Below are 17,984 nucleotides of genomic sequence, written 5' to 3'. Positions count from 1 at the left end.
GATGTACTGACAACCAACGCGGAGAGAATCGCATGCCGTTCCTGATCGAGACGTTCGACAAGCCGAATCACCAGCATGTGCGGCAGGCCAACCGGCCCGTGCACCTGGAGTATCTGGAAGCCAACAAGGCGCTGCTGCTGGCCTGCGGCGCCAAGCTCAACGATGACGGCAGCGATGGCGGTGGTGGCCTGTATATCGTCGACGTGGAGACGCGCGAGGCTGCGCAGGCCTTTATCGAAGCCGATCCGTTCCACAAGGCCGCGCTGTTCGCCGAGGTAAAGATCGTGCGGTGGCGCAAGGCCTATCTGGACGGCGTCCGTCATATCTGAACGAAGGCGTAGGTATGAAGCGATGGAAGCAACGGCCCGATGGCGCCAACTGGGGCGACTTCGGTGAGGACGACCAGCTCGGCCGCCTGAACCTGATCACGGCGGCGCGCGTGCGTGCCGCCGCGCAGGAGATTCAAAGCGGCCGGACGTTCTGCCTGTCCCTGCCGCTGGACCTCCCCGGCGGGAATGTGCTGAACCCGCGCCGGCATCCGCCCGTGCTGCGTCCCACTTTCCGTGACGACGTGGCCTACGTGAACTTCCCGCTGGCCAAGGTCGATCCGCGCGCGCTGGACGTGCTCAGCGACGACCAGGTGCTGCTATCCATGCAGTACTCCACGCAGTGGGATTCACTGGCCCACGTGGGCGCGCTGTTCGATGCCGATGGCGATGGGGTGGCCGAACGCGTCTACTACAACGGTTTCCGGCCGAATGCCGATATCGTCGGTCCGGTTGACTATGCTGAAGCCGACCACTTCGCGGCCCATCCCTGCGGGCACGACCACAGCCATGCCGACGCGCTCGGCATCGAGACCCTCGCGGCGCACGGCATTCAGGCGCGCGGCGTGCTGGTCGATCTGGCCGAACACTACGGCCGCGAATGCCGGACGGTCGGCTACGACGACCTGATGCGCGTGATCGACACCGATGGCATCGAGGTTGGCAGTGGCGACATCCTCGTGCTTCGCACCGGATTCGCCGAGATGCTGGTCGAGATGGCTGGCGAGCCCGATGCCGAACTGTTGCATCAGAGCTGCTGCGCGCTGGACGGGCGCGACGACAAGCTGCTGCAGTGGATCACCGATTCCGGCATTGCCGCGATCGCGGCCGACAATTACGCCGTCGAGCGCTATCCGGCGCGGCCCGTGCCGGCGGAGCAGGGCCCCGTGCCGATGCTGCCGCTGCATCATCACTGCCTGTTCAAGCTCGGCCTGCCGCTCGGCGAACTCTGGTACCTGCGCGACCTGGCCGCCTGGCTGCGCGCCGAGGGTCGCCATCGGTTCTTCCTGTCGGCGCCGCCGCTGCGGCTGCCCGGCGCGATGGGGTCGCCCGTGACGCCCGTTGCCACTACCTGATTCCTCTCTCTTCACTAGGAGCCCACCATGCTGTTCATGGTCGAAATGACTGTTCGTATTCCCCAAACGCTCGACCCGGTTGTCGCCGACAAGATCAAGGCGGAAGAGAAGGCGTACTCCCAGCAACTGCAACGCGACGGCAAGTGGCGCCACCTGTGGCGCGTGGCTGGCCTCTACGCGAACGTGAGCATCTTTGACGTCAAGGATGCCGACGAACTGCACACGCTGCTGACTGGCCTGCCACTGTATCCGTACATGGAAATGAAGGTGACCGCGCTGGCGCAGCACGCCTCTGCCATCGCCCAGAACTGAGCCCCGGAGACCGCCATGCCTTTTGCTGACCTTGCGGGCGTCAAGCTCCATTACCGGTTCGATGGCGATGAGAGCCTGCCCGTGCTGGTGCTGTCGAACTCCCTGGGTACCAGCCTCGATATGTGGCAGCCGCAGATCGCTGCGCTGACGCAGCGTTTCCGGGTGCTGCGCTACGACACGCGCGGCCACGGGCAGTCGTCCGTTACCGAGGGACCGTACAGCATCGCGCAACTGGGCGGCGACGTCATCGCGCTGCTCGACCATCTGGGCCTGCAACGCGTGCATTTCTGCGGGCTGTCGATGGGCGGCATCACGGGCATGTGGCTGGGCGTCCACCACGCTGACCGCCTTGACAAGCTGATCCTGTGCAATACGGCGGCCTATATCGGGCCGCCCGAGAACTGGACCAACCGTGCCGCCGCCGTGGAGCGTGACGGTGTGGCGTCGATTGCCGCCGCCGTAGTCGACAAATGGCTCACGCCGGACTTCGCGGCGCAGCAGGCGGATCTCGTGCAGACGTTGCGGACGATGTTGGGTGCCACCGACGCCCGCGGCTACGCGGCGAACTGCCTGGCCGTGCGCGATTCGGATCTGCGCAACGACGTGCAGCGCATCACCACGCCCACGCTGGTCATTGCCGGCACCGGCGATATCCCGACCCCGCCCGCCGATGGTCGGTATCTGGCGGAGAACATTCCGGGCGCCAGGTACGTGGAACTGTACGCCGCGCATCTCTCGAACCTGCAACAGGTGGAGGGGTTCAATCAGGCTGTGCTGGCGTTCCTGGATCGCTGACGCCTGAGGTGGGCTGCTACCCCCGCCGGACGCCCGGCGGGTAACCCCGGCAGGGTTTCACCGGATCTTGCCGAATCCCCCGGCGGCCCACTGCGCGCCGCTTTCCCGCGTCAAGCGGAAATCTGGTCGCACTTTGACGGTAGCGAGCACGTCCCCGAACTGCCCGACTGCCGTGAGGGTGCCGAATGGCTCGTACTCGTCCGGCGTGATGACAAGCTGGATCGTTACCGCGTCCGAGCCGACTTCCACGGTCACCTGCTTGTTCAGTTGCGCGTGCAACTGCTGTTCGTGTCGACGGATGACTTCCGAAGCGGTCTTCACCAGGGTCTGATGCGCTGTCGCATCGAGCGGCTTCGGATCGACCTTGTTTCGGCCCATGGTCCAGGGGCCGACCAGCGCGGGCTCGGAACTGCCATCCCGGATCATCTCGACGGCCCAGCCGTCACCATCCTCGTTCTTGATGACCCGCGCGGTCCAGCCCTTGTCTCGCCAAAGCCTGGGTTCATGGATGGGGGAGGACTCGGCCTCCGAAGGGACGGTGTCGCTGTGATTCATGGATCTCGTATTCAATGCATGCGGCCTTCGCCGCTGGCGCGCGGCAGCCGCTGCCATGGTGGCGGCTAAACGCCGCATTGTAATGGGATCAGTGTCTCGACGAAATGGCGCCCGCTGCCTTTGCGGGCGGCAGGGTGGTCCATGGTCCAATACCGGCGTTTTCCACGGTTGAATATCTTGGTGGAGTAAGCGAACGTCCTATGGAGCCAACAACATGAAATACTCCCTGCTCGTTGTGTTGCTCGCAGCCGCCGGATGCGCCAGCCCACCGCCGCCCGCGCCCCTTCCCCCGCCGCCGCCGGCCAATGCCAGCAAGGTAGGCCAGAGCCAGATGGCGCCCAAGGCGGCCGCGCAGTGCATCGGATCAAAATGGACGCAACCGGGCGGACAGCCGGCCATGATCCAGTACGTGTACGCCAACGATACGGCATTCGATGTCTTTGTCCCCGGCCAGACCCCGCCCGCCGGAACGGCCGCTATGGTCAGGCCCGCTCCGACCGGCACAGGCTCAACGCTGTATTTCCGCGGCAACGACGCCGCGGCGTCCAGCGTCTTGAGCCAGTGTTCCTAGGCCTGCCGGGATAGCGAAGCGCGCGTCAGGGGTGGCCGATGGCTGGCTTTTCCCCTGGCACGCCTCGGAATGGACGTCATCGGTCTCCCGGCCATCGATTCATTCGTAAGTTAGGTTGACCTGCCCCGGCATGACCTGTATAAGAGTCCTTGCAGGATCATCAAGCAGACCTCAGAGTTCATTGGCGAATCGCCACCTTCCTTGTTTCTTCCTTGAGTATCGTGCCTCGCCGGTATTTTCGTCGTGCGAGAATTTTTTAGGAATTGACATGGCAACAGGTACGGTAAAGTGGTTTAACGACGCCAAGGGCTTTGGTTTCATCACGCCGGAAGCAGGTGGAAATGATCTTTTCGCGCATTTCTCCGAGATCCAGGGCGATGGCTTCAAGTCGCTGCAAGAAGGACAGAAGGTGAATTACGTCGAAGGCAATGGCCCCAAGGGTCCGACCGCGACGAAGATTCAGCCCTCCTGAACTGACTCGACTGGCAACAGTCGTAGAAAAGCTCCGCAGATGCGGAGCTTTTTTTATTTGTGGAGGGTTTTTCCCTACGGAGAAATACACCCGCCGCGAGTGGGAGGGAAGGAGTAGAGTCGATAGGTAGTCGCAAATTCCGATACCTTCTCAATCAAGGGGGCGATTCCAGTATGCAAGGTGCCACTCTGCCATTCAGCTTCCTCTGCACATTAAACGCCGATGTCGAGCGCCTGGCCTACCATGTGGCGGTCAGTTTCCGGGATGGCAACCACCCGGCGGGCGTGCAATTTACAAGCTTCGTTGGCACCGGAAGACGCTCCTTTTCGGTGCGCAGCCCCGACAGCGACCTCCAGCCCGCCACGGGTGAGACCTGCGAACAGCTATGCCGCATCGCCATTGGCCAGGTCCTGCGCGACCAGCTCTACAACAAGGCGGCCGACGGCGACCATGTGCTCGATCTCGACGTGTTGCCATGGGAGGGCGAACTGAAGCCCGTCGGCGCCGGCAATATCGCAAGGCGTCCTGCACGGCGATATTCGCCGGTTTAAGTCCGTCGGGCGGCTTTCCCCGATATATCCCTGAAGCGCACAGTAAGAGCGTATGCTGGTACTGCCAATCGGCAATCAATGCACCGGGAGCATCTCATGGCCAAGAGCCAACTACGCGGCAATCGCGAAGCAAAAAAACCCAAACAGCCCAAGAAGCCGGCCGTGCCGGCAAGCCCGATCGGAACAGTGCATTCTCGGATCGGCAACGACGGCGTCGGCAAGCGGAAGTAAATCGGCGGAAGCCGACCGATGAGGGAGGCGCATCATGATCCATCAGGACTTTAGCTCGACATTCCAGGGGCTGCCACTGACCGCCGAGCAGGAATCCGAAGTTCGTCACTACCTGAACAGGAAGGCCCGGCTCGGCCGGCCATGGGACACCGTGGAGTTGCGGGGAATGCTGGAAGACATGCTGCTGCCGCCCACGGCGGAAGATAGCGACGCCGGCGATACGCAACTGGAGCGTGTCGCCGCGGCGGAACGCGCGGCAGCGTTCGTCGACGACGCCATGGAACCGATCGAGGCGTACGAGGAATGGAACGCCGCCATGGAAACCGAGGGCATGAAAGGCGGCCAGCGCTGAAGGCTGGTTACCAGGTCGAGATGGCGCGGGGCGTGGCGAGCGGCATGCCAATGCCGGCAGCCGGATCGGTCAGTGCCTCGATTTCGATATAGGGCCGCTCCGACTGCACCTTCCCGAATATCGCCGCAAAAGGAACATCGGCGGCATCCCGGCCGGTGCCAATACGCAGCAGGCCGGTCGGAATCGATACCCCTGAGGGATCGAGCAGATACCAGCCGCCCGACAGGTACACCTCAACCACCGCGTGGAAATCCGGCGGGCCCATTGCCGGGTCCGCACCATAGTCCAGGCTGCTGGAAATACGGGCCGGCATACTCAGCGCGCGGCAAATGGCGATCATCAGGTGGGCGAAATCCCGGCACACGCCGGTTCGCTCTACGATCGTATCGGTCGCCGACGTCCGTTCATTGGTGGAGTGCGAGAGAAAACGGATATGGTTGCGCGCCCATTCCCGGATCGCGTACACGCGCGGGTAGCCGGGGCGCATGCCGCCAAACTCACGCATCGCGAACTCCATCAGGCGGTCTGATTCGCAATAGCGGCTCGGCGTCAGGAAGGGCAGCACCTCAAAGGGCAGTTCGGCGACCGGGACCTGCCGTATCGATTCGCCATCGTCGAGTCGATGATCGATGTCCACCACACACTCATAGCGGATGGCCAGATGGCCCTTGTTCGCCCGAATCCGCAGCATGCGGTTGCACAGGACTGGATCTGTGTAGCGCGTGGCGGGCACCTCCGGCGTGATGGCGAGGTGCTCGGAAACGATGGACTGGCGTCCCGTCCTTGCGGCTTCGATACGCAACAGAAAGTCCGCTGTGGGATCCAGGATCTCATAGGACAGGTTCACCAGGTACCGGATGCGATTCATCGTTGACCTTGCGCCGATGTGGGGGAGGGAGACGGCATTCAGAGTGTACTGCTACGACGCTGCGCCTGTATTGTAAGGACGCTCGCATTTGTCGTGCCTGGACCTCTAAACTAGAGCCATGACGCGCCTTAGCAGGGTTCCGCTCTCCGGCCGCCGATGGCCCAACAGATATGCGGAACAACAGTCGGAGGCGAGTCATGCGCACGCTCCTATATTTCATCCTCAATGATGTGGCCACCGCCAAGCTGGCACAGACCCGGCTGCACGCGCTCGTGGCTGGCCCTCAGGAGCCGGATGGTCCGTGGTTTGTACGTCGAGACCGGCAGCCCGTCGAGAGCCTGCCCGGCACCGACACGGGCCAGATTACCTACCGCGATGAAACCGCAATGGGCGGATTTGTCGCCGGCGCCATTGCCGGCGTCGCCATCACCGTTGCGTACGGCACATCGTTTGGTCCGGCCGAAAGCACGATCGCCGCACTGGGGGTTGCCATGCTCGGCGGCATGCTGGGCTGGCTGCTCGGGGCAAGACTCGGTGGCAAGTTCCTGCGCGTCGGCTTGACGGAACGCCGACTCCCCATGGCGCCGGGGCAGCTCGTGATGGTGGCAAGCTGCCACGGCGGTTCCTGCGCGCCGATGCGCAGCATCGTCAAGGAGTTGGGCGGCGTTTGCCTCGCCGGGACAGCGTACCGCGGCTGGCCCCGTTGACTATGCGATAACGACGGCCCCGTCGACCATTCAGATCTGGGATTGCCTTTCCGTGGCCTGACAGTCCTTCTCCAGCATGGTGAGTACGTCGTAGAACACTTCATGCCAATCGGGGTGCGCGGGGTCGCCCACGTGTTGGTCATGGCCATCGGCAACCTTCGCGTGCAAGCCGTGACGCGTGAGTGTCATCACGACGGGCACCTCGGCGCTGTGCACCACGGCATCCCCTGCGTCGAACGTGACGACGTAACGAAAGCCGTAGCTTTTCGGACCGGGCTCTCCGGTCGGCTTGACCGATATCAGCGCGGGCGGCGCCTGCAAATATGCAGCCAGCTTCTCACTCGTGGATCTGGCGACCGATTCCAGCAAGGCCCTGTGATCCTTTTCGCGCGTCGATGCCTCGAAGAATCGATCGCGTAACGCTTCATACGGGGACATCGCGCCTCCTCGCCCTGCTGTGGGACAAAAGACCATGCCTCTACTGTAGAACGCGCGCGCAACGTCCGTACGTATCGGTGATCCAGGTCGCAGGTTCGTGGGGTGCCATCCTCAACGAAGGAAATAGATGCTAGAGGCCATTCGCCACGCTTTTTCGTTTCTGCCTACGCCGTCGCCATGGCATGACAAGGCGCCGGTCCGGGGAGAACTGTTTGGCATCGAACGGCTGGAGCAGCATGCGCAGAGCCTGGCGGCCGCGCAGACCGTGACCGCCAGCCCGCCCAGGGTCCCCACGCTGCAGAGCCGCCTCAAGGACAATGCGGCGGTCTTGCTGCGCGCCTACCGGGCCGGTGCGTCCGAATTGGAGAAGGGGCGCAGCGTGGTGCCCGCCGCAGAGTGGTTGCTCGACAACTACCACCTCGTCGAAGCGCAGGTCCGGGAGATTCGCGATGCCTTGCCGCCCGGCTACTATCGCCAGCTGCCCAAGCTGAGCAACGGACCGTTCGCCGGCTACCCGCGCGTCTTTGGCATTGCCTGGGCGTTTGTCGCGCACACCGACAGCCATATCGATGCCATCGCGCTGCGGCGCTTTATCGCCGCCTATCAGCGCGTGACACCGCTGACCATCGGGGAACTGTGGGCCGTCGCCATTACGCTGCGCATTGTCCTGATCGAGAACCTGCGCCGGCTCGCTGACCAGATGACGGCGGGGCGCGCCGCCCGCGCCGACGCCGATGGCCTGGCGCGCCGTGTACTGGTCGAGGGATGCGGCCGATCGGCGCTGGAAGCCGATATTGCGGCGCGTTCCGTCCTGCCCTTGTCGGAGCTGTTTGCCGCGCAGCTGGCCAAGCGGCTGCGTGACCAGGACCCCGTGACCACGCCGATCCTTGGCTGGCTGGAGGCGCGGCTCGGGCGGCAGGGCGTTTCCGTCGATGACGTGGTACTGCATGCCCAACAGCGGCAAGGGGCATCCAATGTCACGGTCCGCAACGTCATTACCAGCTTGCGGTTGATCTCGGACCTCGACTGGACCGAGCTGTTCGAGGACGTCAGCCTCGTCAACCGGGTGTTGTGCGCGAACAGCACGTTCGCGCTCATGGACTTCCCGACGCGCAACCTTTACCGCAGCGCCATCGAGCGCCTGGCGCGGGGCGCGACGCTATCCGAGCTGGAGATCGCCGACCGCGCGGTAGGGGCCGCCCGTGCCGCGACTGGAATCGGGCACGATGCCGGCCGCGTCGAATGCGCGACGGACGCCGGCTACCACCTGATCGGTGACGGACTCGCTACCTTCGAGGCGTCGATCGGATACCGACCCACCGTCGCGCAGCAGCTCAGCCGCTTTCATCTCCGGCTCGGCATCGGCGGCTACCTCGGGGCGACGTTGCTGGTCACCGTCCTGCTGCTCGCTATCTCGTTGTGGCTTCTGGGAGTTCCGGCGCTGGCCGCAACGGGCGGATGGCCCATGCTGCTCGCGCTCGTTGTGCTGATCTGGCTGATCCCCGCCAGCGAAGTCGCCTTCGCGCTGATCAACCGGGCGATTGCGTGGCACTTCGGGGCCGTCATCCTGCCCGGTCTGGCGCTTTCTGCCGGCGTGCCGCGCTCCCTGCGGACCCTGATCGCCGTGCCGACGCTGTTGTCCGGCGAGCCCGAGCTGCGCGCCCAGATCGAGGGGCTGGAGGTGCACCATCTTTCCGGGGCCGGCGGCGACTTGAGTTTCGCCTTGCTGACCGATGGCGTAGACGCCGATCAGGAGGTCATGCCCGGCGACGCGCATCTGCTCGCAGTCGCCGCCGACGCCATCGCGCTACTCAACGAGCGCCATGGCCCAGGGCCAGCGGGAGACCGCTTTCTCCTGCTCCATCGGCGCCGCATCTTCAATGCGGGCGAGGGCGTCTGGATGGGGTGGGAGCGCAAGCGCGGCAAGCTGCACGAGCTGAACCGCCTGTTGCGGGGCGCCACCGACACCAGCTATGTGCCGGTGGACGGCGCGCCGCCGCGCGTACCGGCTGACGTCCGCTATGTCATTACGCTGGATGCGGACACGCGCCTGCCGCGAGACGCCGCGTTGCGGCTGATCGGCAAGATCGCGCATCCGTTAAACCGGCCCCGCTTCGACCCTGCGCTGCAGCGGGTCATCGGCGGCTATGCGGTCCTCCAGCCTCGGGTGACCCCGTCGCTGCCGGTTGGGCGGGAGGGATCGTTGTTCCAGCGCATCTTCTCCGCGCCGGGCGGCATCGATTCCTATGCCACCGCAGCATCCGATGTCTATCAGGACTTGTTCAACGAAGGGTCGTACGTTGGCAAAGGCATCTACGACGTCGACGCCTTCGAGGCGGCACTGTCCGGCCGGATCGCCGATAACACCGTGCTCAGCCACGACCTGCTCGAAGGCATGTTCGCGCGTACGGGCCTGGCGTCGGATATCGAGGTGGTCGAGGAATTTCCCGCGCGCCATGACGTGGCCGCCAAGCGGCAGCACCGCTGGACGCGCGGCGACTGGCAACTCCTCGGCTGGATCTTCGGACACCATGCCGGGCGCGATGCGGTGCCCGCCGTAGGCCGCATGAAGATGTTCGACAACCTGCGTCGCTCGGTCCTGCCGCTCTGCCAGCTGGCGGCGCTCGCGACGAGCTGGCTCGCGCCCGTGCCGCTCAACCTGCATGCCACGCTGCTGGTGCTGGCCGCCATCAGCATCCCGATCCTGCTGCCGGGCCTGCTTTCGCTGCGCCCCCATCACACGGCGGTGCGATGGCGCAGCCACGCGGCGATGCGGCTGGCCGATCTGCGCACCGCCGCCATGCAGATCCTGTTCACGGTAGCGTTCCTGCCGGACCAGGCGTGGAGCACCGGCGACGCCATCGTCCGGACGCTGACGCGGCTGCTCCGCACGCGGCGCCACTTGCTCGAATGGACGACTGCCGCGCAGTCGAAGCGCAATCCCCGGCTCGATCTCGCGGGGTTCTACCGTCGCATGCTGGGCGGGGTCCTGCTGACCGTGGTGGTGGCTGCCATCACGATCGGTGTCGCGCCATCCGGCTGGCCGCTGGTGACGCCGTTTGTCTTGCTGTGGCTCGCCGCGCCGGCGCTCGCGCTGTGGGCCAGCCGTGCGACGCGCGCTGCGCCCCGGCTTACGCTGTCCGAGGAGGAAGCGGGAGAACTGCGCCGGATCGCGCGTCGCACGTGGCGCTACTTCGAGGTCTTCGTCACGCCGGCGGACAACATGCTGCCCCCGGACAACGTGCAGGAGAGCCCCCGGCAGGTCGTGGCGAACCGGACTTCCCCGACCAATATCGGCCTGTACCTGCTGTCCGCCGTGGCCGCGCACGACTTTGGCTGGGCGGGGACGACCGAAACGGTGGCGCGGCTCGAGGCCACGTTTGACGCGCTGCGACGGCTGTCGCGCTATCGCGGACACTTCTTCAACTGGTATGGCACCCAGGACCTCCGTGCGCTCACGCCCGCCTATGTGTCGTCCGTCGACAGCGGCAATCTGGCCGGCCATCTCATCGTGCTGGCCAACGCCTGCGAAGGCTGGGCGCGCACGCCCGCCGCTGCGACGGAGGCGCCGGAGACACGCAAGGGCATGCAGGACAGCGTCACGCTGGCCCATGAGGCACTGGGGAGTTTGCTGCAGGCAGGCAGCGAGCAGGGCCGCGAGGTCGAGGCGTTGCTGAACGAGATCGACGATCATCTGCACGGCGCGCAGCGGATGGCCACGTTGATGCCCACGCTGCGGCGGCTGGCCGACCACGCCACGCGGCTCTGCGCGGACATGCGCCCGGCCGCCGGCAATGACGCGCTGGGTGACCTCTCGTTCTGGCTCGGCGCCCTGTCCAGACGGGCGGTAGAACATGAGCGCGATGGCGCGGCGCTTGCCGCCGCGTCGCCAGACGTGGCTGTCCGGCTTCTCGCGCTCGCCAGCGAAGCGCGCGAGATGGCGATGTCCATGGATTTCTCCTTCCTGTTCAACGGGGAACGCAAGCTGTTGTCGATCGGCTTTGCGATGGACGATAACCGGCTCGACACCAGCTGCTACGACCTGCTCGCCTCGGAGGCGCGACTGGCCAGCCTGTTCGCCATCGCAAAAGGGGATGTGCCCACGCGGCACTGGTTCCGCCTGGGCCGTGCCGCCACACCGCTCGGCAACGGTTCGGCGCTGATCTCGTGGTCCGGCTCCATGTTCGAATACCTGATGCCGTCACTGGTGATGCGTGCGCCGAAGGGCAGCCTGCTCGAACAGACCAGCTGGCTGGTGGTCGAGCGCCAGCGCACCTACGGTCGCTCGCTGAGCATTCCCTGGGGCATCTCGGAGTCCGCGTACAACGCGCGCGATCTCGAGTTCACGTACCAGTATTCGAACTTCGGCGTGCCAGGCCTCGGCCTGAAGCGGGGTCTTGCCGAGAACGTGGTGATTGCGCCGTACGCCGCCGCGCTCGCCGCCATGGTTGACCCGCCCGAAGCGCTGCGCAACTTCAGGGATCTCATGCGCATCGGCGCGCTGGCTCGGTACGGCTTCTACGAAGCCATCGACTTCACGCGTTCGCGCTTGCCGGAGAACCAGGATCACGCCATCGTGCGGGCCTTCATGGCCCACCACCAGGGCATGAGCATTGTCGCGCTCGCCAACACGCTGCTGCACGGCGTCATGCGCGAGCGCTTCCATCAGGAGCCGATGGTCCAGGCGACCGAACTGCTGCTGCAGGAACGCATTCCGCGCAATGTGGCGATCGCGCCGCCGCGTGCCGAGGACGTCAAGGCTTCGGCGATTGCCCCCACGGTCCAGGATTCGACGGCCAGGCGGATGCCTGGTGCGGTCGTCGGGCCACCTGTCACCCATCTGCTCTCGAACGGGCGCTACACCGTCATGCTGACGGCAGCGGGGGCCGGCTACAGCCATTGGCGCGACCTGTCGGTCACCCGGTGGCGGGAGGACGCCACCTGCGATGAAGATGGGTCGTTCATCTTCCTGCGCGACAACGAGGACGGACGGGTCTGGTGCGCCGGCGCGTGGATCCCCGGCAGCGATGATGTTGGCGAGGACAACGAGGTGCTGTTCGTCGAGGATCGCGCGGCGTTCCATCGGCGCGATGGCGCGCTGACCACCACGCTCGACGTGCTGGTATCGGGCGAGGACGACGGCGAGGTGCGGCGCGCGTCGCTGTCCAACAGTGGTCGCCGAACCCGCGAGATCACGTTGACCTCCTACGCCGGGCTGGCGCTCTCGGCGCAGGCGGCGGACGTCGCGCATCCGGCGTTCTCCCGGCTGTTCATCCAGACCGAGTATCTGGCCGAGTTCGGCGCACTGATCGCGACCCGCCGGCCCCGCTCGCAAACCGATCCGCAGATCTGGGCCGCGCATTTCGCGGTGGTGGAGGGGGACGTCTGTGCCGACCCGGAGTATGAGTCCGACCGGGCGCGCTTCCTGGGGCGGGGTCGGACCATCATGACGGCGCGCGCAGTGCAGGACGGCGGGCCGCTCTCGAATACGACAGGCACGGTGCTGGATCCCATCTTTTCGCTGCGGCAGCAGGTGCGCATCGCCCCCGGTGGGGTGGCGCGCGTGGCGTTCTGGACCGTCGTGGCGGCGTCGCGCGCCGAGCTGCTCGATCTGATCGACAAGCACCACGATCGCAGCGCCTTCGACCGCGCCCGGACCCTCGCATGGACGCAGGCGCAGGTCCAGCTGCGTCATCTGGATATCAAGTCGAACGAGGCTGCGGACTTCCAGCGGCTGGCGGCAGCCATCCTGTACGCGGACCGCCGCCTCAGGGCGCCATCCGGGGCGATCGCGCGCGGCGCTGGCCTTCAGTCCGGACTGTGGCCGCACGCCATCTCTGGCGACCTGCCGATCGTTCTGTTGCGTATCGACGAGATCGACGATATCGCGCAGGTTCGCCAGTTGCTGCGTGCGCATGAGTACTGGCGCATGAAGCGGCTCGGCGTCGATCTCGTTATCGTGAACGAGCATGCCTCGTCGTATGTGCAGGACCTGCAGGTCGCCATTGACACAGCGGTACGCAGCAGCCAGTCGCGGCCGCGTCTGGGCGAGGAGTTCGCCCAGGGGGCGGTCTACGCGCTGCGCGCCGACCTGATGACCGGCGAGGCGCGTGCGTTGCTGCAGTCCGTCGCACGCGTGGCGCTGATTGCACGCCGGGGCGCGATTGCCGACCAGCTTGCACGGATTCCCGATCCGGCGTGGGCACCGCCGCCAACGTTGCCGCTTACGCCGCCGCCGTCCCGGTGGCCGCCTGCCGTTGCAAGTACCTCGTACGATCGGGCCTCGCTCGAGTTCTTCAACGGTTTGGGTGGCTTCGCCCGGGATGGCCGGGAGTACGTCGTGATCCTGGAGGACGGCTCCACCACGCCGGCGCCATGGATCAATGTCATTGCCAATGACGGCTTTGGCTTCCAGGTGTCGACCGAGGGCAGCGGCTATACGTGGTCCGTCAACAGCCGGGAGAACCAGTTGACGCCATGGTCCAACGACGCCGTCTCGGACCCGGCAGGGGAGGCCATCTACGTGCGCGACCTGGCGTCGGGCGAGGTCTGGACAGCCACCGCGCAGCCGGTGCGTGATGGCGGCAAGTACATCGCCTGTCATGGCTTTGGATACAGTCGATTTTCACACGTGGCGCACGGCATCGGGCTGGAGCTGCTGCAGTATGTGCCGGTCGATGACCCGGTGAAGATCTCGCGGATGACGCTGCGCAATCTCTCCGGGGAGCATCGGCAGCTGTCCGTGACGGCCTATGTCGATTGGGTCCTCGGCCTGTCGCGCGGCGCCTCGGGCCCTTACATCGTGACCGAGTTCGATGCGGAAAGCGGCGCGATGCTGGCGCAGAACCCCTGGAATCTCGCGTTTCCCGGCCGGGTCGCGTTCGCCTGTCTGGTCGGGACCACGACGAGCTGGACAGCCGACCGAAGCGAGTTTATTGGCTATCGCGGCACGCTCGGCCGCCCGGCGGCGCTGGTCGCCCCCGCCGGCTCGGCATCGCTTTCCGGCGCGGCCGGCGCGGGGATGGATCCTTGTGCGGCCCTCCAGTGTCCTGTCTCGCTCGCGCCGGGCGAATCCACCGAGGTGGCCGTGCTGCTCGGGCAATGCGCCGGCGCCGATGAGGCCCGCGCCTTGATCGCCCGCTATCGCGCCGAGAATCTCGACAGCACGCTCGCGGCCGTGACGGCGCAATGGACGGATCTGCTCGGCGCGGTGCAGGTCAAGACGCCGGATCGCGCGATGGACATCATGCTCAATGGATGGTTGCTCTACCAGACGCTCGCCTGTCGCGTCCGGGCCCGTTCGGCGTTTTATCAGGCCAGCGGTGCCTACGGGTTTCGCGACCAGTTGCAGGACACCATGGCGCTCACCTTCGCCCGCCCCGCCGAGACGCGGCGCCATCTGCTGCGCGCCGCCGCGCGGCAGTTCGAGCCAGGCGACGTCCAGCACTGGTGGCTACCGCATTCCGGGCAGGGCGTGCGCACGCGGATTTCGGACGACTGCGTCTGGCTGGCCTTCGCCACGGCGACCTATGTGATGGGGGCGGATGATGCCGCGGTGCTGGACGAGCGCATCCCCTTCCTTGACGGGCCGGCACTGGCTGCCGGCGACCACGACCTGTTCTTCCAGCCCATGGTGGCTGAGGCCAGCGCGTCTCTGTTCGAGCACTGTGCGCGCGGCATTGACCGCTGCATCGGCCTGACAGGCGAGCACGGCCTGCCGCTGATTGGTGGAGGTGACTGGAACGACGGGATGAATCTGGTAGGCGCTGGCGGCAAGGGCGAGAGCGTCTGGCTGGGATGGTTGCTCGCCCGCACTATCGCGCTGTTCGCCCCGCTGGCTGACGCGCGCGATGCCGACCGTGCCGCCAGATGGCGGGCCCATGGGCTGGCACTGCGCGAGGCGCTGGAACAGCATGGCTGGGATGGCGCGTGGTACCGCCGGGCCACCTACGATAACGGCACGCCGCTGGGCTCGAAGGACAGCGAGGCCTGCCGGATCGATGCCATCGCCCAGTCCTGGTCGGTGCTGTCTGGCGTGGGCGACCCTGCCCGAAGCGCGATGGCCATGGCGTCGCTCGACCAGCGGCTTGTCCGCCGCGACGAAGGGCTAGCGCTGCTGTTCTCGCCGCCATTTGACGGGGGCGTGGACGACCCCGGCTATCTCCGGGCTTACCCGCCCGGTGTCCGCGAGAACGGTGGTCAGTACAGTCACGCCGCGATGTGGAGCGTCCTGGCCTTTGCGGAGCTGGGGGACGCGGACACTGCCGTCGAACTGTTCTCGATGCTCAACCCGATTCACCATGCGCTGATGCCGCAGGCAACGGACCGCTACAAGGTGGAGCCTTATGTGGTGGCGGCCGACGTCTATTCGGTCGCCCCCCACGTCGGCCGTGGCGGCTGGACGTGGTACACCGGGGCGGCGGGATGGATGGTGCGGGCAGGCGTCGAGGGCATCCTCGGCATCCGGCGGGAGGGCGCCTGGCTGCTAATCGCGCCACGGATTCCCGCAAGCTGGCCGGGCTTCCAGGCCACCATCGCACTGGGTGCCGGCCACTACGATATTCGCGTGGAGCGAAGGGGTGCCAACGATCCAGTGTCGGCCGCAATGCTGGATGACTTGCCCATCCCCTGTGTCAACGGCGCCGTGCGCGTGCAGTTGGAGGACGGGGAGCACCGTCTGGTCCTTCGCCTCGGCGACGTTCAGCTTCGGACGGCGCCGTCCTCGAACTTGGCAAATACGCGGGCCTGAACCGCTTCCATGATGGCGAGCGTGCTCTCGTCTGCTGGGGCGCTGGCCGTCACGCCGGTCGCGTCCTTCGGCTTGGCGCCGAGAGGGTAGAAGACAAACTCGGCGTCGATCTTGCCGGCCGTTTCCTTTTTGAGGCGTCGGTTGAGTGCTTTCAGGTACTGCTTCTTGTTGGTCTTTGACATGTTTTCCCGTTGACGTGCGGTTTGGCAAGTGGCGCCAGGGATTATGCGCCAGGCGAATCGGGCCGCCGATCGAGCGACGACTGCGGTACGTATTTGCGCCGAAGGACTTCCAGCACTCTCTTCTCCGCGAAGAGTAGAACATAGTCCTTGCACTTCGCATCGGACAGCAATGCGTCCCATGCACTCCAGAACTCCTGTCGGACAATTTCCCTTGGTATGCCACTGCGAAGTGCGATGCGCTCGATGGCCTGGACCGCCAGCGGAGGACGCCCGGAATCCTCACCTGACGCCGGTTCAGGATTTCCAGTGCCAGCGTCAGAGTCCGTCATGGATGATGTTGATACATGCGTTTTTACCACACCAAGTGTAGACGCTGCCTGTTTGGGTAGCCGTGCCAGATGCCGGCATCGCGGTGCGGTGCGCATGCGGTGCAGGCGATTATGCCTCAGCACGGTGTCCTGTCAGGTGGCTGGCGGAGGCGGCAGAAGCCGCCGAAAAGACGTTGACCGTCATTGGCATGTGCCCCAAACCAAACATGCGACCAGGGTGTCCTCGGGGCGGATCTGCACGGCGCGTCTGCTGCTTGCCTTGGGGGTTTTCATTTTCCGTTGCTAAGATAATTCGAGTTCACCCCTGCTCAAGGCGGAGATCGATGCCCCGCGCCCGTTGTCATTGGTTGACGCTCCTCGCCGCCGGACTACTGGCGCTGGCATCCATTGCCGCATATGGGCAGGAGGTGCTGCTGCTCGGCGGCTTCTATACCAACCCGCCGATCCAGACTGAGGACGACCGTAGCTACGCCTATGCCTACGTCTATCAGCAAAACCTGACGGAGCACTGGTACGCCAGCTATACCTACCTGAACGAGGGCCATATCACCGGCCATCATCGCGACGGGCACAGCGCCCAACTCTGGTGGCGTTACCTGGCGCTGGACAGGCGGCTGGCGCTCTCGCTGGGCGCCGGCCCTTATCTCTATTTCGACACCACCAGCCACCAGCCCGATGGCAGCTACGAAAACAAGCACGGCGTCGGGGTGTTGGCCAGCGCGGCGGCCAGCTGGTACGTCGGTGGCCCCTGGATGTTGCAGGTACGCTTCAACCGGACGTGGCAGGCGTCGGGCTTCAATTCCAACACGGTTCTGCTGGGCGTGGGCTATCAACTCGACCGCGACAACCTGCCAGGGCCGGTCGTGGGTTCGGCTCACCGGGGCAAAGACGCCACGCCCAACGAACTGACCGTCATGCTGGGTGGCATCGTCGTCAATGATTTCGAGTCGGACATGGTCTTTGGCGGCGCGCTTGAATATCGGCACCAGCTTTGGCGCTACGTGGAAGGGACGGTCAGCTACCTCGACGAAGGAAGCGCCAGGTCAGTCCGGCGCCGCGGCGTGGCGACGCAGGCCTGGGTATCCGGGGCCTTCCTGGGAGACCGGCTGACGCTCGGTTTCGGTGCCGGTCCTTATTACGCTACCAGTCTCCGTGTCAGCGGCCCCGGCGCGGACCCCTCACCGTCCCATTGGTCTGGCCTGTTTACGCTGTCGACAAGCTACCGGCTCGGCGATCACTGGCTGGCACGGCTGTCATGGAACCGAACCCTGACGGGGTACAGCCGGGATACGGATATGTTCCTCGCGGGGCTCGGCTATCGCTTCTGACGGCGGCGCACCAGCCACCGCCGGAGGAGCCCTAGGGTTACCACGGATCGACCCTCTATCCTCTTGATTCGCCTCGTTTTTCGTCCAATAAGTGATTTTTGGCTAACTCCTGTTCGCCCATCCGCGGCTTGCCATTCGCCTG

17 protein-coding genes are annotated in these 17,984 nt (G+C 65.4%); 12 read left to right on the top strand and 5 right to left on the bottom strand.

Annotation, left to right across the window (positions count from 1 at the left end):
• Positions 1 to 32 precede the first annotated feature (32 nt).
• The 4 genes from AC1DFU_RS24225 to pcaD are packed head-to-tail and all read left to right on the top strand — an operon-like array spanning position 33 to position 2,509.
• A complete protein-coding gene (locus AC1DFU_RS24225) occupies positions 33 to 329 on the top strand; it encodes a YciI family protein (protein ID WP_092299562.1) in 297 nt (98 codons plus the stop codon).
• Positions 330 to 343: 14 nt separating this feature from the next.
• Positions 344 to 1,402 (top strand): cyclase family protein, encoded by a 1,059-nt coding sequence (locus AC1DFU_RS24220; protein WP_441593490.1) that lies wholly within the window; start codon positions 344 to 346, stop codon positions 1,400 to 1,402.
• A 27-nt stretch (positions 1,403 to 1,429) separates the two neighbouring features.
• Positions 1,430 to 1,714, top strand: coding sequence for a muconolactone Delta-isomerase (gene catC / locus AC1DFU_RS24215; RefSeq protein ID WP_092299568.1), 285 nt, complete (start codon positions 1,430 to 1,432; stop codon positions 1,712 to 1,714).
• A 15-nt stretch (positions 1,715 to 1,729) separates the two neighbouring features.
• Positions 1,730 to 2,509 carry a 3-oxoadipate enol-lactonase gene (pcaD, locus tag AC1DFU_RS24210; protein WP_092299571.1) on the top strand — a complete coding sequence of 260 codons (780 nt, stop codon included), beginning with the start codon at positions 1,730 to 1,732 and terminating at the stop codon, positions 2,507 to 2,509.
• A 57-nt stretch (positions 2,510 to 2,566) separates the two neighbouring features.
• On the opposite strand, the gene AC1DFU_RS24205 is transcribed toward pcaD, so the two are convergent.
• Positions 2,567 to 3,064, bottom strand: a complete 498-nt coding sequence (locus AC1DFU_RS24205) for a hypothetical protein (RefSeq protein ID WP_092299574.1) — start codon at positions 3,062 to 3,064, stop codon at positions 2,567 to 2,569.
• A 214-nt stretch (positions 3,065 to 3,278) separates the two neighbouring features.
• Here AC1DFU_RS24205 and AC1DFU_RS24200 point away from each other — a divergent pair, with 214 nt between their 5' ends.
• From AC1DFU_RS24200 to AC1DFU_RS24180, 5 genes are all read left to right on the top strand, one after another.
• Positions 3,279 to 3,635 (top strand): hypothetical protein, encoded by a 357-nt coding sequence (locus AC1DFU_RS24200; RefSeq protein ID WP_092299577.1) that lies wholly within the window; start codon positions 3,279 to 3,281, stop codon positions 3,633 to 3,635.
• A gap of 268 nt (positions 3,636 to 3,903) precedes the next feature.
• Positions 3,904 to 4,107 carry a cold-shock protein gene (locus tag AC1DFU_RS24195; RefSeq protein WP_092299580.1) on the top strand — a complete coding sequence of 68 codons (204 nt, stop codon included), beginning with the start codon at positions 3,904 to 3,906 and terminating at the stop codon, positions 4,105 to 4,107.
• A 173-nt stretch (positions 4,108 to 4,280) separates the two neighbouring features.
• Positions 4,281 to 4,658 carry a hypothetical protein gene (locus tag AC1DFU_RS24190; protein ID WP_092299583.1) on the top strand — a complete coding sequence of 126 codons (378 nt, stop codon included), beginning with the start codon at positions 4,281 to 4,283 and terminating at the stop codon, positions 4,656 to 4,658.
• A gap of 96 nt (positions 4,659 to 4,754) precedes the next feature.
• Positions 4,755 to 4,889 carry a hypothetical protein gene (locus tag AC1DFU_RS24185; RefSeq protein WP_255370945.1) on the top strand — a complete coding sequence of 45 codons (135 nt, stop codon included), beginning with the start codon at positions 4,755 to 4,757 and terminating at the stop codon, positions 4,887 to 4,889.
• A gap of 34 nt (positions 4,890 to 4,923) precedes the next feature.
• A complete protein-coding gene (locus AC1DFU_RS24180; RefSeq protein ID WP_441593489.1) occupies positions 4,924 to 5,241 on the top strand; it encodes a hypothetical protein in 318 nt (105 codons plus the stop codon).
• 7 nt (positions 5,242 to 5,248) lie between these two features.
• Here the strand turns inward: AC1DFU_RS24180 and AC1DFU_RS24175 are convergent, their stop codons facing one another.
• Positions 5,249 to 6,109 (bottom strand): transglutaminase-like domain-containing protein, encoded by an 861-nt coding sequence (locus tag AC1DFU_RS24175; protein WP_092299588.1) that lies wholly within the window; start codon positions 6,107 to 6,109, stop codon positions 5,249 to 5,251.
• 197 nt (positions 6,110 to 6,306) lie between these two features.
• On the opposite strand from AC1DFU_RS24175, the gene AC1DFU_RS24170 reads away from it, so the two are divergent.
• Positions 6,307 to 6,816 (top strand): hypothetical protein, encoded by a 510-nt coding sequence (locus AC1DFU_RS24170; RefSeq protein WP_092299591.1) that lies wholly within the window; start codon positions 6,307 to 6,309, stop codon positions 6,814 to 6,816.
• Positions 6,817 to 6,846: 30 nt separating this feature from the next.
• Here AC1DFU_RS24170 and AC1DFU_RS24165 read toward each other — a convergent pair whose 3' ends face one another.
• Positions 6,847 to 7,254 carry a hypothetical protein gene (locus tag AC1DFU_RS24165; protein ID WP_441593488.1) on the bottom strand — a complete coding sequence of 136 codons (408 nt, stop codon included), beginning with the start codon at positions 7,252 to 7,254 and terminating at the stop codon, positions 6,847 to 6,849.
• A gap of 127 nt (positions 7,255 to 7,381) precedes the next feature.
• Between AC1DFU_RS24165 and AC1DFU_RS24160 the strand changes: the two genes are divergently transcribed.
• Positions 7,382 to 16,003 carry a glycoside hydrolase family 94 protein gene (locus AC1DFU_RS24160; protein ID WP_441593487.1) on the top strand — a complete coding sequence of 2,874 codons (8,622 nt, stop codon included), beginning with the start codon at positions 7,382 to 7,384 and terminating at the stop codon, positions 16,001 to 16,003.
• On the opposite strand, the gene AC1DFU_RS24155 is transcribed toward AC1DFU_RS24160, so the two are convergent.
• Together AC1DFU_RS24155 and AC1DFU_RS24150 are read right to left on the bottom strand one after the other, a co-directional pair.
• A complete protein-coding gene (locus AC1DFU_RS24155) occupies positions 15,955 to 16,185 on the bottom strand; it encodes a hypothetical protein (protein WP_092299600.1) in 231 nt (76 codons plus the stop codon). The genes AC1DFU_RS24160 and AC1DFU_RS24155 overlap by 49 nt on opposite strands.
• A gap of 41 nt (positions 16,186 to 16,226) precedes the next feature.
• Positions 16,227 to 16,514: a DUF3562 domain-containing protein gene (locus AC1DFU_RS24150; protein ID WP_441593486.1), complete on the bottom strand. Its 288-nt coding sequence runs from the start codon at positions 16,512 to 16,514 to the stop codon at positions 16,227 to 16,229.
• 323 nt (positions 16,515 to 16,837) lie between these two features.
• Between AC1DFU_RS24150 and AC1DFU_RS24145 the strand changes: the two genes are divergently transcribed.
• Entirely contained in the window at positions 16,838 to 17,842 is a 1,005-nt protein-coding gene (locus tag AC1DFU_RS24145) for a hypothetical protein (protein WP_092299606.1), read from the top strand.
• Positions 17,843 to 17,984: the final 142 nt, after the last annotated feature.

Source organism: Cupriavidus sp. 10L45 (assembly GCF_056395225.1).
This window is presented reverse-complemented; position numbering and strand designations above follow the sequence as displayed.